Raw genomic sequence first — 15,394 nt, forward strand, 5'->3', positions numbered from 1 at the left:
TCCGTCATGGATCCGGTGCTCCTCGTCATCGCCCACGGCAGCCGCGACCCGCGGCACGCCGCGACCGTGCACGCCCTCGTGGAGCGCGTACGGTCGCTGCGGCCGGGGCTGCGCGTGGAGACCGGCTTCCTGGACTTCAACATCCCCTCGGTGCAGGGCGTGCTGGAGTCCCTGGCGGCGGAGGGCGTCCGCGACGTGGTCGCCCTCCCTCTGCTGCTGACCCGCGCCTTTCACGCGAAGGCCGACATCCCGGCCGTCCTGCGGGACGCCCCGCGCGGACTGCGCATCCACCAGGCGGACGTGCTCGGCCCGTCGCCGCTGCTGCTGTCCGCCCTGGAACGCCGGCTGTACGAGGCGGGCCTGAGCCCCGCCGACAAGTCCCGCACCGGGGTCGTCCTGGCCTCGGCGGGCTCCACCGACCCGGAGGCGATCGCGGTGATCGCAGCAATCGCGCGGGAGTGGCGGCACACCGGTTGGTGCGCCGTGCGACCCGCGTTCGCCTCCGCATCCCTTCCCCGCACGGAGGACGCAGTCCGCGAACTGCGCGCCCTGGGCTGCGAGAAGGTGGCCGTAGCCCCGTACGTCCTGGCCCCGGGCTTCCTCCCGGACCGCATAGCGAGGGGCGCTCAGGAAGCGGACGTACTGGCAGAGGTGCTCGGAGAAGCACCAGAGGTAGCTGAGCTCTTGATCGAGCGCTACGACGAGGTGGCTCTTTTGGGGGCGCGGGGAACTGCGCGAACGGCCACAACGACGCAGCGGCCGCAAGACGACACAAGGCGGCACCTCCTCAGGCGCACCGCCTAACGACACAACTCGTCCCCCAGCCGCGTACGCGCATACCGCACGATCCGCCCGCTGCGGGTCCGGTTGAGCAACCCCGCGTCGTAGAGCACCGTCAGATGCTGACTCACCGCCGACGGTGTAACCCCCAACCGATGCGCCAGCTCCGTCGTGGACGCCGGTTCACTCAACAGCATGAGCAGCCGGGCACGAGGCCGACCGAGCAGCCGAACCAGCGCATCATCCGTGACCGGGGGCGGCTCCTCCGACAGAGTCGCCCGCCCCCGAGCGGGATACATGAGCACCGGCGGCCGCGACGGGTCGATCAACGGCTGAGCCCCCCGCGCGAACATCGTCGGCAGCAGCACCATCCCCCGCCCGTCGATGGCCACATCGGTCCAGGGCGCGGGGACGTTGAAGTCCCGCGTGGACAGCCGCAGATGGCTGCCGGTCCAGCTGAGCCGGTGGTCCAGCGCGGGGAACAGCGCGCCCGCGCCCTGCTCGGCGAGCACCCGCCCCCGGTACGCGAGGTCGGCCTCCAGGATGCTCTGCACCCGGGGCCACCAGTCGGCGACCAGACAGGCGTGCCAGTACGCGTCGAGCGCGTCCGTGACCCGGACGAGGAACCGGGACGGCTCGGCGAGGCCGCGGGCGACGACGGGCGGCAGCGCCTGGGTGCGGTAGGTGGCGCGGAAGTCGGCGACGACGATCGCCTCCGGTGTGGCCCGCACCTGCTCCAGCTGCTCGGCGAAGGACGGCCGGGCGCGCTCCGGCCGCGGCGACAGAAAGTCCGGCACCCACAGCCACGGCGCGACCAGCGCGCTCAGCAGTTCCCGGTCGAGTCCGTCCAGCCGTGGGCGGATGCGCCGCAGCCAGGGCCGGTGGTGCGGATAGCGCGCCGGGTCGCGCAGACAGCGCAGCGAGAACACCGCCTCCTGGAGCGGGGAGTACGCGAAGGAGGTGGTGGCGAGGTCGCCGACGGCGAAGCGGAACTCGATCATTGAGTGCCACGCTAAATCAATGCCGGTGGACGAGCGCGGCCGGGTTGGCTGTCAGCATGACCACGACACCCACATCGGAGCAGGTCACCCGCGCGGGCGGCCTGCTCCCCACGGACCCCGCCCTGCGCCGCGCCACCGTGCTGACGGCCTTCAACTCCCTCGGCAACGGCCTCTACTTCCCGCTGGGCGTCCTGTACTTCACCAGGATCGTCGGTCTGGACGCCACCTCGGTCGGCGTGGGCCTGACCGTCGCCGGGCTGTTCGGGGTGGCGGCGGGCATCCCCGCGGGCCGGGCCGCCGACCGGTGGGGTGCGCGGCAGGTCGGCTCGCTGCTGTGGGGCGGGACCGGGGTGGCCACGGCCATGTACACGCTGGTGAACTCGTACGCGGCGTTCCTGGCGGCCGTGATCGTGGCGACGGCGTTGCAGATGGCGAGCCGCTCGGTGCTGGGCGCGGTGTACGCGGACGTGCTGCCCGCGGCGACGCGGGTGGAGGCACGCGCCTATCTGCGGATGATCACCAACGTGGGCATGGGTGTGGGTGGTGCCCTCGGCGCGGTGGCGCTCCAAGTGGACACGCGGGCCGCGTATGTGACGGTCATTCTGCTGAACTGTCTGTCGTTCGCGGCGCCTGCCGTGCTGTTGCGCGGGCTGCCGCTGGCCCCGCACGCCCTGGAGCGGGAGCGGCTGACCGAGGACGCGCCCGTCGCCGACCGCTGGCGTGCGGTGCGCGATCTGCCGTACCTGTCGGTGACGGTGCTCAACGCCGTGCTGGTCATGCAGTACACGCTGTCCGAGGTCGGGCTTCCGCTGTGGATCGTGGAGCGGACGGACGCGCCCCGCTGGACGGCGGCCCTGCTGATGATCGTCAACTGTGTGCTGGTGGCGCTGCTCCAGGTGCGGGTGGCCCGCACGGCCTCCCAAGTGCCTTCCGCCGTACGGGCGATGGGCTGGGCGGGCCTGCTGCTGGCGGTGGCCTGTGCGGTGTACGCGCTGTCGGCCGGGCTGTCGCCGGTGTGGGCGGTGCTGGCGCTGACGGTGGGCGCGGTGGTGCAGGTGTTCTCCGAGGTGCTGATGGCGGCGGGCGGCTGGACCCTGGGCTACGAACTGGCCGACTCCCGCGCCCACGGCGTCTACCAGGGCGTGTTCGGGGCCGGCATGTCCGCCGGGATGATGGCCGGCCCGGCCCTGGTCACGGTGACGGCGATCCAGCACGGCACCGCCGGTTGGGCGGTGCTGGGCGTGCTGTTCGCCGTCGCGGGCCTGGCGGTGGCCCCGGCGGTGCGCTGGGCGTCGAAGGACACCTGGCGGGGCGAGCCCGCGTAGGGCTCCGGGCTCCTCAGTCGAAGGACAGCCCGCCCGTGCGGGTGCGCTTCAGCTCGAAGAAGTCGGGCTCGTTCGCCAGCACCCGGAAGCTGTCGAAGAGCCGCGCGGCCCGCTCGCCGCGCGGGACGGCCCGCAGTACGGGGCCGAACCACACCGTGCCGTCGACGTGCAGGGTGGGCGTGCCGACATAGCCGCCGGTCTCCGGTTCCACGCCCGCCTCATGGCTGCGGCGCACCGCGTCGTCGTACGCCGGGTCGTGCGCGGCGGCCGCCAGGTCGGCGTCGAGGCCGAGTTCGGCGAGTCCCTCGGCGACGACGGCGTCGAAGTCCTTGATCTTGCGCTCGTGGATGCGGGTGCCGAACGCGGTGTACAGATCGCGCAGCACCTTCTCGCCGTGCCGCTCGGCCGCCGCTACGGCGACCCGCACCGGGCCGATCGACTTGTCGACCAACTCGCGGTACCAGTCGGGCAGTTCGTTGCCGGCGTTGTGCAGGTAGAGGCTCATCGCGTGGAACCTCAGGTCGAGCGGGCGCTCGCGCTCGACCTCCAGGAGCCAGCGGGAGGTGATCCAGGCGAAGGGGCAGGCGGGGTCGAACCAGAAGTCGACACGGGTGGGTCCGTTGCTCATGGTGTCGACCCTAGGGGCCCATTGGTCCAGGATCACGGTCCAATCCGGCTCACTTTCCCTGGTCCACTTCGGCCTCGGCCTTGTCCGCGAGCCGGACCAGTTCGGCCACCGCCAGCGAGCCCGGCTGCCGCCGCTCGCGTGCGAAGGTGTCGGCCAGGTGCTGGAGCAGCTCGTTGAGCGGGGTCGGCACACCGTGCAGGCGGCCCAGGAGCGCGATCTCGCCGTTGAGGTAGTCGGCCTCGATGGTGCCGGTGCCGCGGGCGAGGGACTGCCAGGAGGAGCCACCGCCGCGCGGGGCGCCCTCCAGCGGGACGAGGGTGACCTTGTCCCCGCGTACGGCCCGCTGTTCCTCGGCGCTCGCGCAGGCGATCCCCGCGGCGTCCAGCACGGCCACGGCCTCGGCGCGCACCCTGTCGTACAGCGCCACGGCCTCGTCACTCGCGATGGGCCCGGTGACGGCCTCCAGGGCGTTGCCGAGGTTGCCGAGGAGCTTGGCGTACTGCCAGCGCGTCACATCGGGCACCACGGGCGCCTCGAAGTGCGAGCGCTCCAGGTCGGCGGCGATCCGCCGTGCGGTGTCGTCGGTGCCGTGCGGGAAGCGGCCCAGGTGGAGGATGCCGGTGAGGGGCGCGCCCCCGGCGGAGACGACACCGGGCTCGACGTAGGTGCAGGGCAGCCAGACGCAGACGCCGTAGACGCGGCGGAACAGGCGCAGGGCGAGGCGCTGGCTCTCGACGCCGTTCTGGGCGCACAGCAGCGGCAGCCGCTCGGCGGCGGTGCCGCCGCCCGCGACCGGGCGCGGCGCCCACGCGGCGAGCGCGGCGGCGCTGTCCTGCGTCTTGACGGCGAGCACCAGCACGTCGTCGGGGCGCAGTTCGCCGAGCGCGTCGGGGCCGTCGACGGCCGGCAGCCGGTGGGTGCGGTCGCCGTCCGGGGTCATGAGCCGCAGTCCGTGCTCGCGCAGGGCCTCGACGTGTGCGCCGCGTGCGACGAGGACGACCTCGTGCCCGGCCTGGGCCAGCCGCCCGCCGATGGTGCCGCCGACCGCTCCCGCTCCGATGATCACATAGCGCATGGGTCGAGCCTGTCACGCTTCGGCGGTCAACTCCACGAGTTTCAGTACGGTGTTCCAGTTGCGGCTGGTCCCGATCAGGCCCTTGTTCAGGCGGGGGCGGGCGAGGTCACCGGCCAGCTTGGAGCGGCCGAGACCGTCGGGGGCATAGAGGTAGAGGCAGCGGTCGCCGAGGCGGAACTCCTCGGGGAGGTAGGCGTCCCGGTCGAGTTCGGCGAAGCGGTCCTCGGTGACGGGCGCGGAGAAGTAGGTGACGTGGAGCTGCTTGGGCTCCAGGTCGGCGGCCGGGAAGGGGCAGGCGTCGGCGACGGCCGTCAGATAGGCGTGGTCGCGCACCAGCACGTCGACGGCGAACCCGAACTGCTTCTCGATCGCGCCGGCCAGTTCGGCGGCGAGCGAGTCCTCGTCGCCGTGGCCGGCGGCGAAGACGGCCTGACCGCTCTGGAGGTAGGTGCGCACCCCGTCGTACCCGAGGCCCTCCATGAGCGTGCGCAGTTCCGCCATCGGGACTTTTCTGCTGCCGCCCACGTTGATCCCGCGCAGCAGTGCCGCATACGTCGTCATGGACACACCCTAAGGCGGCCGCCGTGCCCCGTGGGGGCGGGCACGGCGGCCTCGCGAAACTCTGGCCGATGGCCGGTCGTGGATCAACACCTACACACTTCTGTGACTTGTTCAACAAGGTTTCGTAATCACAAACCGGATGTCTGCACCCTGATCACCTTCCCCGAGAAGCTCGAACAGATGTAGGGGGCACTCTCCTCCTCGAAGGGGAGGGAACAGGTATCCGAGCGGATGATCCACCGGCGCCCTACTTCACCGGGCAGCAGGACGAGAAGTCCTTATCCGGCCCATACCTTCGAAGCGAAAGGTGGCGGCAGGGGGCTGTCACCGCTCACAAGGGGGAAAGCCCGTCATGGCGAACGGACACAGAAGGGTGCGTGGCCTGGCCGCGCGGGCCGGCGGCTGGAGCGCCCGCCATCGATGGGCAGCCGTAGGGATATGGGTCCTGTTCGTCGTCCTGGCGATGGGGCTCGGCTCGGCGGCGGGCATGGTCATGGTCAAGGACAGCGACCAGCTCAAGGGCGAGACGCACACCGCCGCGAAGATCGTCGAGGACGCCGGGATCGACGAGCCGGCCGGTGAGACGGTCCTGATCCAGTCGAAGGACGCCTCGGTCAAGGCCACCGACGCCGAGTTCCGTGCCGCCGTCGACGCGGTGATGAAGGCCGTCGAGGCCACCGGCCGGGTCACCGACGTGAAGTCGCCGTACGACACGGAGACGATCTCCCGGGACGGCCGCAGCGCGCTGGTGCAGTTCGACATGCGCGGGGAGTCCGACACCGCCGGTGAGCGCGTCGAGCCGGTGATGAACGCCGTCGAGAAGGTCCAGCGGGACAACGAGTCGCTGCGGATCGAGGAGATCGGCGGCGCCAGCATGATGAAGACGTTCGACGACGCGTTCGGCGACGACTTCAAGAAGGCCGAGTACTCCGCCGTGCCGGTGGCCCTCGGCATCCTGCTCATCGCCTTCGGCGCTCTGGTGGCCGCGCTGCTGCCGGTGGTGCTGGCGATGACCGCGATCATGGCGACGATGGGCCTGATGGGCATCGCCAGCCATGTCGTGCCGATGGGTGACAGCGCCAGCTCCGTCATGCTGCTGGTCGGTATGGCGGTCGGTGTCGACTACTGCCTGTTCTATCTGCGCCGCGAGCGCGAGGAGCGGGCCGCGGGCCGGGACGCGCAGACCGCGCTGCAGATCGCCGCCGCCACCAGTGGCCGGGCCATCGTGGTCTCCGGTGTCACCGTGTGCGTGGCGATGGCCGGCATGCTGTTCACCGGCCTCGCCGAGTTCGAGGCGATGGGTCTGGCCTCGCTGATGGCCGTGGCGGTCGCGATGGTCGGCTCGGTCACCGTGCTGCCCGCGCTGCTGTCGCTGCTCGGCGAGCGCGTGGAGAAGGGCCGCCTGCCGTTCCTGCGCCGCCGCCGCACGAGCGGCAGCAGCGAGAGCCGCTTCTGGGGCGCCGTCCTGAAGGGCGTCCTGGCCAAGCCGGTCCTGTCGGTGCTGGTGGCCACCGGTGCGCTGCTGGCCGTCGCCGCGCCCGCGGTCGGCATGAAGACCCAGCAGCTCACCCTGGACCAGGAGTTCGGCGACTCGCTGCCCATCGTCCAGACGTACAACCGCCTCAACGAGGCCTTCCCCGGCGGCAGCGACCCGGCCGAGGTCGTGGTCAGGGCCGACGACATCAACGCCCCCGAGGTGAAGTCCGCGCTCGCCGACTTCCGTGAGCAGGCGATCAGTTCGGGTGCCTCCCAGGGGCCGGTCGAGATCGAGCTGCACGACGCGCAGAACATGGCCTTCGTGTACGTCCCGCTGGTGGGCGGCTCCGACATGGACAAGGCGACCGAGAGCCTGGACAAGCTGCGCGACGAGGTGCGGCCCGCGACGCTGGGCAAGGTCGACGGCGTCGAGGCGCCGATCACCGGTCAGGTCGCCGGTTCCGCCGACTTCAGCGACCAGTTGGTCGGCTCGGTCGTGCCGGTCTTCGTCTTCGTGGTGGTGTTCGCCTTCCTGCTGATGCTGCTGTCCTTCCGCTCGCTGACGATCGCGATCACCTCGATCGTGCTCAACCTGCTGTCGGTGGGGGCCGCCTACGGCATCCTCGTCGCCGTCTTCCAGCACGGCTGGGGCGCTTCGCTGGTGGGCACGGAGGGCGTCGGCGCGATCGTCATCTGGCTGCCGCTGTTCCTGTTCGTGATCCTGTTCGGCCTGTCGATGGACTACCACGTGTTCGTGGTCTCCCGGATCCGCGAGGCCCGGATGCGCGGCCGTTCGACCAAGGACGCGATCCAGCACGGCGTGGTGACCACCGCGGGTGTCGTCACCAGCGCAGCGGTCATCATGGTCGCCGTGTTCGCGATCTTCGGCACGCTGTCCATGCAGTCGATGAAGCAGATGGGCGTGGGCCTGGCGGCCGCGGTCCTCATCGACGCGACGGTCATCCGCGGTGTGCTGCTGCCTGCGGTGATGGCGCTGCTCGGTGAGCGCAACTGGTACCTGCCCAAGTGGCTGAACCGGATGCCCGACCTCACGCACGACGAGGCTCCCGAGGCCTTCGAGAAGCAGGAGGTGAGCGGGGGCGAGCCCGTCCGGGTCTGAACCCCGCACGACTGAGGGCCCGCCGGCTCCTTCGGGAACCGGCGGGCCTTTCGGCGCGTCCTCCCCGCCGACCGAAGAGCTGAACGTCCGTCAACTCGGGGGAGGACGGCCCATGGACGTCACCATGAACCGACGCACACTGCTGCGCGGCGCGCTCGCCGGATCGGTCGCGGCACCGGCCGCGGGACTGCTGACCGCAGGAACCGCCGCAGCGGCACCCGCACCGTTCGACGTACTGCTCGGGGACGTCACCTCGGGCACGATCTACCAGTTCGACCGGAACAAACGCTTCACCCGGTCCCATGTGAAGTGGTCGTTCAAGCCCTCCGGCGGGCACCCGATGGAGCACCGGATCCGCGACACCACCGGCGACGGCCGCATCCTGCTGATCGCGACCGGCTCGCGGGACAGCGGGGTGGCGAGCATCCGCCGCCGCAGCGACAACAAGCTGCTGTGGTCGGCGTCGCTCGGCACCTATCTGCACTCCGTGGAGCGGGCGCGCGGCACCGGAGTCGTGGTGGTCGCGGGACGCAGCAGGGGCCCCGCACCGGGTGGCGACGGGGGCGCCACCACGGGCGGGAAGATCTACGTCTACCGGCCCACCGACCGCTACAGCCGCTCCCTGGTCAAGGCCCAGCAGTTCGACTTCCACCAGGCGCACGGCCTGCTGTGGGACCCGCAGCTGGAACGCATGTGGATCATCGGCGGCAGCGTGCTCCAGGCGTACCGCATCGTGACCACGGCGAGTTCCGCCAAGCTGGTCGCCGACCCGGAGCGCAGGGTCAAGGTGACCCGGGGCCACGACCTCCAGCCCGACTACACCAGCGCCGGCCGCCTGCTGTTCACCGACACAAACGGCGTGTACAGCTACGACAAGGCCACCAAGAAGGTCACCAGGCTCTACGGCCGCCACAAGGTGAAGTCCTTCGTGCGGCACGCCTCCGGCGAGGAGATGTGGACCGGTGCCGACGACGGGGGCAGCGCCTTCGGCACCAAGTGGGTCCACTTCAACCGGGCGGGCGCCCGCGCCCTGGAGGTGGGCAGCGGCCCGGTGGTCTACAAGGCGCGGATTCTCGACCCCGCTTATCTGTAGGCCCCTTCAGCGCCTGCTTTTCTGCAGGCCCGTTCAGCGCCCGGGCAGCTCGGCCTCGATGAGGTCGGCGGCCCGCCGGGTGCCGCCCTCGTCCGCCATCTCGGCCCGGATCTCCGCCAGTCGGCGGGCCACCTCCGGGTCGTCGATCAGGGCGAGGGCGGTGGTGCGCAGGGCTTCGGCGGTGGCCTCCTCCGTCGGCAGGTGCCGGGCGACGCCGAGGCCCTGGAGCATGTCGGCGTTGCCGAACTGGTCGACCGCCTGGGGGACGGCGATCATCGGCGTGGCGGTGGCCAGGCCCTCCTGGCCGCCGCCGGCCCCCGCGTGGGTGACGAACAGGTCGGCCTGCTTCAGGATCGCCAACTGCGGGACCCAGGAGTGCACTTCCACGTTGCCGGGGATCTCCCCCAGCTCCGACGGGTCGACGCTCCTGCCGATCTGGAGCACCACATGCCAGCCGGGCAGGCCGGCGAAGGCCTTGACGCACTCGCGGTAGAAGGCGGGCTGCTTGGTGAAGGACGAGCCGAGCGAGACCAGGACGACCTTCTCGGCGCCGGCCGGCCGCTGCCAGTCCCCCTCGTTCGAGCGGTCGCCCTGGCAGGCTCCGACGAACGTGTACACCGTCTCGTCGACCCGGTCGGCGTGCGGCTGGAGCGCCTTCGGGATCAGCACCAGGGAGCGGTCGGGGCGGCCCATGAACGGGTCGGGGTGCAGATCGATGCCGTTGTCCTTCAGCCAGTTCTCGAAGCGGGCGTAGTAGGCGCGGCCCCGCTCGGTCTTCTTCGGCTCCTCCCACATCGGCTCGGCGACCTCCTGCTCGTAGCCCTTCCAGGCGACGAGGTTCGGGGACAGGGAGATCGCGGGGACGCCCCAGCGGTGGGCGAGGACCCTGGCCGGGTAGGAGGTGATGTCGTGGATCACGAGGTCGGGTTCGTCGCCGTCGTAGGCCTCGATGAGCTGGGGCAGCGCCTGGACGGCGTCGTTCAGGAACGGCTCGACATTGTCCAGCAGCGTGGTCCCCCACGCGGACGGGTCGTCGTCGGGGGTGGGCAGGGTGGAGTTCCACGGCTTGACCTCGGCGCCGGTCGCCGCGACCTTCTCCGCGAAGATCGGCGGGATCGCGTACGTGACCCGGTGCCCGCGGGCGACGAGCTCGCGGATCACCTCGAGGCTGGGGTTCACATGGCCGTGGGCGGCGATGGAGAACATGGCGATATGTGCGGGCTGCGTCGTCATGCACCCGAGCGTAGACGAGACGAGACGTCTCGTGCAATGTTTTTCGGCGCGCTGTCGGCTTTCCCGCGCTGTCGGCTTCCGCGTGCACTGTCGGCTTCCGCGCGCGTCAGCTTCGGCGCGCTGTCAGCGCTGATAGCGGGCCAGCACCAGGTTCCCGTCCTCCTCCAGTCGTTTCCGCAAGGCGTCGAGCCCGATCGCGCCGCTGTAGTACTCCTGGAACGCCGGGGTCGCCACCTTGTCCTTCCACTCCGGATAACCTCGTACGGACTGTGCGGGCGCCGGGCGCAGATGGGCGGCGAGCGCGGTGCCGGTCGCCCAGTCGTGGCGGGTGGTGCGCAGCGCCGGGTCGGCGAGGGCCCGCTCGCCGGTCGGCAGCATCCAGTCGCCGAGGGCGAGCCGCACCATGTTCTCCGGCCGCAGCAGGAAGTCGAGGAACGCGGCCGCCTCCTTCTTGTGCGGGCTGTCCTCGGCGATGGACAGCGTCTGCGGGCTGACGCCCTGCGCGAGTCCGCCGGCGCCCGCGGGGGCGGGCAGCACCTGCCAGTCGAAGCCCTTGGGGGCCTGCTGCACGATCTGCTGGCGGTAGGAGAAGCCGAGCGGGACCATCGCGTACCGGCCGCCGAAGAAGCCCGGCAGGGTGTCCGAACCGCCGCTGCCGAGCGTGGTGTCGGAGGCGCTGCGGTCGGTGCCGACCTGGTGGTGGATGGTGCTCGGCACGATCTCGTCGCCCGCCTCGAAGCGGATGGTGACCTTGCCGTCGGGGCCCCGGTGGAACAGCCTGCCGCCCGCCGACAGGGAGAGGTTGAGCGTGGCGGACACGGGCTCCTTCAGCGGCCAGGCCACGCCGAACTTCCCGTCGCCGCTGAGCTGCCGGGTGACGGCGCGGAACTCCGCCCAGGTCCAGGGGTGTTCGGGCGTGGGTATCCGCACGCCGGACTCCTTGAGCCGGCGGGCGTTGGCGATCAGCACCCGCGGTTCCTGGAGGAAGGGGACGCCGTAGACGCCGTCGCCGAAGGTCGTCGTCTCCCAACTGCGCGCGGGGACGTCGGACTTCAGCCGCCGCGGCAGCAGGTCGGTCAGGTCGGCGAGATAGCCGCCGTAGGCGAAGTCGGCCAGGTCGTCGGAGGCGTCGTGGATGATGTCGGGCGCCTCACCGCCCTCGAAGGAGGTCAGCAGCTGGTCGTGCACACTGTCCCAACTGCCCTGCACATACTCGACGCGCACGTCCGGGTGGGCCGCGTTCCACTCCGCGACCAGCTCCTTGTTGGCCGCGACGGACTCCTCCTGCCAGGCCAGGGACTGAAAGCGCAGGGTGACGCGGCCCGCGTCGGGGCGGTCGTCGCTGCCGCAGGCGGTGAGCAGCAGGGCCAGCACCAGGCCCAGGACCAGTCGGGTGCGCATCAGCTCTTCACCGCCCCGGCGACCAGGCCGCCCGTGATCCGGCGCTGGACGACCGCGAAGACGACCAGCGAGGGCAGGGTCGCGAGGAACGCCGCCGCGGCCAGCGGGCCGAGGTCGGCGACGCCCTCCGCGCCGATGAAGTGCGTGAGCACCACCGGCAGGGTCTGCTTCTCGGGGGTCTTCAGCAGCACCAGCGCGAAGAAGAACTCGTTCCACGCGGTGACGAACGCGAACAGCCCCGTGGCCACGATCCCCGGCCCCAGCAGCGGCGCGGTCACCGACACCAGCGTCCGCAGCCGCCCGGCGCCGTCCACGGCCGCCGCCTCCTCCAGCTGCACCGGCACCGCCCGCACATAGCCGACCAGCATCCACAGCGCGAACGGCAGCGCCCACACCACGTACACCGCGATCAGCCCCGCCACCGAGTCGATCAGCCGCAGGTTCTTCAGCACCAGGAACAGCGGGATGATCACCAGCACGAACGGGAACGCCTGGCTGACCACCACCCACCCGCTCGCCGCCCGTGACAGCCGGGTGCGGTGCCGGGCCAGCACATACGCCATCGGCGTCGCGACCAGTACGGCGATCACCGCGGCCGCGCCGGCCGCCAGCAGCGAGTTGCCCGCGGCGCGCAGCAGCGGCTGCTCGTCGAAGGCCTGCCGGAAGTTGGCGAGCGTGGGGTCCTTCGGGATCCAGGTCGGGTTCAGACTGGCCAGTTCCCGGGGTGGTTTGAACGCGGTGGACACCAGCCAGAGGAACGGCAGCGCCAGGAACGCCAGATAGGCGAGCAGGGCGAGATACTGACCGCCGCGGGCCGCCTTGCCCGTCCTCATGCGTCGTCACCTCCCCGCAGCCGCCCCACGAGGAAGAGGGCGAGCAGGATCGAGATCGCCGCGACCATCACGCAGCCCATCGCCGCCGCGTAGCCGAACTGGCCGTAGCGGAACGCCTCTTCGTACGCGAACAGCATGGGCAGGCGGGTACGGCCGCCCGGTCCGCCGCTGGTGAGCACATAGACCAGGGCGAAGGAGTTGAAGTTCCAGATGAGGTTGAGGGCGGTGATGGCGAGCGCCACCGGTCTGAGCGCGGGCCAGGTGACCGTGCGGAAGCGTCTCCAGGCGCCCGCGCCGTCCAGGGCTGCCGCCTCGTGCAGCTCCCTCGGGGTGTTCTGCAGTCCGGCGAGCAGGGCGACCGTCGTCTGCGGCATACCGGCCCACACGCCGACGACGATCACCGCGGGCAGCGCGGTCGCCGGTCCGCTGAGCCAGTCCCGGCCGTCCCCGAGGCCCAGCCCGCGCAGGGTGTCGTTGAGGACGCCCGCGTCGGGGTTGTAGACCAGCCGCCACATCACCCCGACCACCACCTCGGGCATGGCCCACGGCACGATCGCCAGGGCCCGCGCCAGCCAGCGCAGCCGTAAGTCCTGGTTCAGCAGCAGCGCGAGCCCCAGCGCGAGCAGGAACTGCGGCACGGTCACCCCGACCGCCCACACCAGGCCGATCCGGAACGACTCCCAGAACAGCGTGTCGTGCAGCAGATCCCGGAAGTTGAGCGCCCCGATCCACTGCGTGGCCTGCGTCCGCCCCGACTGCGCGTCGGTGAACGCCAGCACGATCCCGTACAGCAGCGGTCCGACGCTCAGCACCAGGATCGGGATCAGCGCGGGCAGGACGAGGAACCAGGCCCCGCCGGGCCGGGGCCCTCCCCGTGCCGGCAGGCGTAATTGCCGTGCGGGCCGCTTCGTCGCGGTCACCAAGGTCACGTGATCGGCTCCTCCGACGACTCGCCACGATCTCGGACTGGGCCCCGTCATGGTCGTGACGCCACCCTGCTCCGTCAAGGCCCCGCGCACCGGTCCCACCTGCGAATGCGAGACTGGCCGACGGAGACGACCACGCACCGAGGGCGACATGGAGGCCGCACGCATGGACGAGACCCGAGCCCGGGAGGTGCTGGCCGGGGCGGGGGTTCTGCCCGGGTCGGCCGGGGACGCGCAGCTGCTCGCGCTCGGCGAGAACGCCGTGTTCGCCGCCGGTGACCTGGTGGTCAAGGTGGGCCGCGACGCCGAACTGCTGGACAGGGCACGCCACGAGCTGGCCGTGGCGCTCTGGCTCGCCGAGGAGAAGGTGCCCGCCGTCCGGGCGGCCTCGGACGAGGCACTGCTCGTCGAGGGCCATCCGGTGACCCTCTGGCAGCGGATGCCCGAGCCCGTACGCCCCGCCGAGCCCCGTGATCTGGCCGAACTCCTACGGGTCGTCCACGCACTGCCCTCACCTCCCTTCTCCCTCCCGGCCCGTGACCTCCTGGGCGGCGTGGAGCGCTGGCTGCGTCTCGCCGGCGACGCGATCGACCCCGCCGACGCGGCCTATCTGCGTGAACGCCGCGACGGCTTCGCGGCAGCCGCCTCCGCCCTCACTCCTCACCTGCCGCCGGGCCCCATCCACGGCGACGCCCTGCCCCGCAACGTCCATGTCGGCCCGGACGGTCCGGTCCTGGTCGACCTGGAGACCTTCTCCGCCGACCTGCGCGAGCACGACCTGGTCGTCATGGCCCTCTCCCACGACCGCTACGGCCTGCCGCCCGAGGCGTACGCGTCCTTCACCGAGGCGTACGGCTGGGACGTGCGTGAATGGGAGGGCTGCGGTGTGCTCCGCGGCGCCCGCGAGACGGCGAGCTGCGCATGGGTGGCCCAGCACGCACCGACGAACCCGAAGGCGAGGGCGGAGTTCGACCGCAGGGTGGCGTCACTGAAGGAGGCCGACGAGAAGGTGAGGTGGTTCCCCTTCTGAAGGAACGTGAGGGTGAGCTACTCAGGGGCGCGGGGAACTGCGCGAGCAACCACGACGAACCCGCACCCGACCGACGGCCTCACTTGGCAGACGCGATCTCCCCCACAACCTCCCTCACGGGCCAGACCCCCTCCACCACAGCCCCCGCCTCACCCTTGCGGCGCAGAAAGCTCTGGAAGTCCGCCGCCCACTCCGCATACCACCCGATCTGCCTCTGATGCAGCTCGGCCGCCCCCAGGGCGGCGACCTTCCCGTGCCGGTCGGCTATCGCGCAGGCGAGTCTCGCCGCGGCGAGGGCGTCCGCGGAGGCGTCGTGCGCGGAGTCGAGCAGGACGCCGTACTCGGTGCAGACCGCCTCGAGGTTGCGCTTGCCCCGCCGGTAGCGGTCGGCCCAGCGGTCGATGGTGTACGGGTCGACGACGGGCGCGGGATCGAGGCCGCCGAGCCGCTCGCGCAGGGACGGCAGACCGTGCCGGTGGAGCTCCGCGGAGAGCAGGGTCAGATCGAAGACGGCGTTGTAGGCGACGACGGGCACGCCCGTCTTCCAGTAGCCGGTCAGGACGTCGGCGATGGCGTCCGCCACCTCGTCGGCGGGCCTGCCCTCGGCGGCGGCGCGCTCGTTGCTGATGCCGTGCACCGCGACGGCGTCCGCCGGGATCGGGACGCCGGGGTCGGCCAGCCATTCGCGGCGCCCCAGCACCTGTCCGGCTCGGACCTCTATCACCGCGCCCGTGACGATGCGCGCCTCGCGCGGATCGGTCCCGGTCGTCTCCAGGTCGAAGCCGATCAGCAGTTCCTGGTGCCAGGCCATGGCGGCCCCCCTTCTTGGTGGTGCTCGGTGGTGCTTCCCCCAGTGGCCTCCACCCTCGCATGCGCCACTGACAATCAGGGGTCCACGTTCCGCACACCCCA

13 protein-coding genes and 1 pseudogene are annotated in these 15,394 nt (G+C 71.4%); 5 read left to right on the top strand and 9 right to left on the bottom strand.

Going from position 1 to position 15,394, the window contains the following annotated elements; genetic code table 11:
- Nucleotides 1–6: 6 nt before the first annotated feature.
- A complete protein-coding gene (locus RKD23_RS09095; protein ID WP_424853217.1) occupies nucleotides 7–804 on the top strand; it encodes a sirohydrochlorin chelatase in 798 nt (265 codons plus the stop codon).
- Here the strand turns inward: RKD23_RS09095 and RKD23_RS09100 are convergent.
- Nucleotides 801–1,781 (bottom strand): ArsR family transcriptional regulator, encoded by a 981-nt coding sequence (locus RKD23_RS09100; RefSeq protein ID WP_424853218.1) that lies wholly within the window; start codon nucleotides 1,779–1,781, stop codon nucleotides 801–803. The genes RKD23_RS09095 and RKD23_RS09100 overlap by 4 nt on opposite strands.
- 56 nt (nucleotides 1,782–1,837) lie before the next feature.
- Between RKD23_RS09100 and RKD23_RS09105 the strand changes: the two genes are divergently transcribed.
- Nucleotides 1,838–3,106, top strand: a complete 1,269-nt coding sequence (locus RKD23_RS09105) for an MFS transporter (protein ID WP_424853219.1) — start codon at nucleotides 1,838–1,840, stop codon at nucleotides 3,104–3,106.
- A gap of 13 nt (nucleotides 3,107–3,119) precedes the next feature.
- Here the strand turns inward: RKD23_RS09105 and RKD23_RS09110 are convergent, their stop codons facing one another.
- From RKD23_RS09110 to RKD23_RS09120, 3 genes are read right to left on the bottom strand one after another with little or no spacing between them, the layout of a single operon-like run.
- Nucleotides 3,120–3,734 carry a DsbA family protein gene (locus RKD23_RS09110; protein ID WP_424853220.1) on the bottom strand — a complete coding sequence of 205 codons (615 nt, stop codon included), beginning with the start codon at nucleotides 3,732–3,734 and terminating at the stop codon, nucleotides 3,120–3,122.
- A gap of 49 nt (nucleotides 3,735–3,783) precedes the next feature.
- Nucleotides 3,784–4,809: a ketopantoate reductase family protein gene (locus tag RKD23_RS09115; RefSeq protein WP_424853221.1), complete on the bottom strand. Its 1,026-nt coding sequence runs from the start codon at nucleotides 4,807–4,809 to the stop codon at nucleotides 3,784–3,786.
- Between the two features lie 12 nt (nucleotides 4,810–4,821).
- A complete protein-coding gene (locus RKD23_RS09120; protein WP_424853222.1) occupies nucleotides 4,822–5,370 on the bottom strand; it encodes a DUF1697 domain-containing protein in 549 nt (182 codons plus the stop codon).
- A gap of 352 nt (nucleotides 5,371–5,722) precedes the next feature.
- On the opposite strand from RKD23_RS09120, the gene RKD23_RS09125 reads away from it, so the two are divergent.
- Nucleotides 5,723–7,966 (top strand): MMPL family transporter, encoded by a 2,244-nt coding sequence (locus RKD23_RS09125; RefSeq protein WP_424853223.1) that lies wholly within the window; start codon nucleotides 5,723–5,725, stop codon nucleotides 7,964–7,966.
- A gap of 124 nt (nucleotides 7,967–8,090) precedes the next feature.
- On the top strand, nucleotides 8,091–9,059 hold the full coding sequence (locus tag RKD23_RS09130; protein WP_424853224.1) for a hypothetical protein: 969 nt from the start codon (nucleotides 8,091–8,093) through the stop codon (nucleotides 9,057–9,059).
- A gap of 33 nt (nucleotides 9,060–9,092) precedes the next feature.
- Here RKD23_RS09130 and mgt read toward each other — a convergent pair.
- The 4 genes and pseudogenes from mgt to RKD23_RS09150 form a co-directional block, all read right to left on the bottom strand.
- Nucleotides 9,093–10,380, bottom strand: a pseudogene (mgt, locus tag RKD23_RS09135) (macrolide-inactivating glycosyltransferase).
- Nucleotides 10,381–10,415: 35 nt separating this feature from the next.
- Nucleotides 10,416–11,693 carry an ABC transporter substrate-binding protein gene (locus RKD23_RS09140; protein WP_424853225.1) on the bottom strand — a complete coding sequence of 426 codons (1,278 nt, stop codon included), beginning with the start codon at nucleotides 11,691–11,693 and terminating at the stop codon, nucleotides 10,416–10,418.
- Complete coding sequence (locus RKD23_RS09145) at nucleotides 11,693–12,526, bottom strand: carbohydrate ABC transporter permease (RefSeq protein ID WP_424853226.1); 834 nt, start codon at nucleotides 12,524–12,526, stop codon at nucleotides 11,693–11,695. Before RKD23_RS09145 ends, RKD23_RS09140 begins: the two co-directional genes overlap by 1 nt.
- Nucleotides 12,523–13,455 (bottom strand): carbohydrate ABC transporter permease, encoded by a 933-nt coding sequence (locus RKD23_RS09150; RefSeq protein ID WP_424853227.1) that lies wholly within the window; start codon nucleotides 13,453–13,455, stop codon nucleotides 12,523–12,525. The genes RKD23_RS09145 and RKD23_RS09150 overlap by 4 nt, the downstream gene beginning before the upstream one ends.
- Before the next feature lie 163 nt (nucleotides 13,456–13,618).
- On the opposite strand from RKD23_RS09150, the gene RKD23_RS09155 reads away from it, so the two are divergent.
- Nucleotides 13,619–14,482, top strand: a complete 864-nt coding sequence (locus RKD23_RS09155; RefSeq protein ID WP_424853228.1) for a phosphotransferase enzyme family protein — start codon at nucleotides 13,619–13,621, stop codon at nucleotides 14,480–14,482.
- A gap of 79 nt (nucleotides 14,483–14,561) precedes the next feature.
- On the opposite strand, the gene RKD23_RS09160 is transcribed toward RKD23_RS09155, so the two are convergent.
- On the bottom strand, nucleotides 14,562–15,293 hold the full coding sequence (locus tag RKD23_RS09160) for a 3'-5' exonuclease (RefSeq protein WP_424853229.1): 732 nt from the start codon (nucleotides 15,291–15,293) through the stop codon (nucleotides 14,562–14,564).
- Nucleotides 15,294–15,394 lie beyond the last annotated feature (101 nt).

The organism is Streptomyces sp. SAI-170 (genome assembly GCF_049739565.1).
GTDB lineage: Bacteria > Actinomycetota > Actinomycetes > Streptomycetales > Streptomycetaceae > Streptomyces.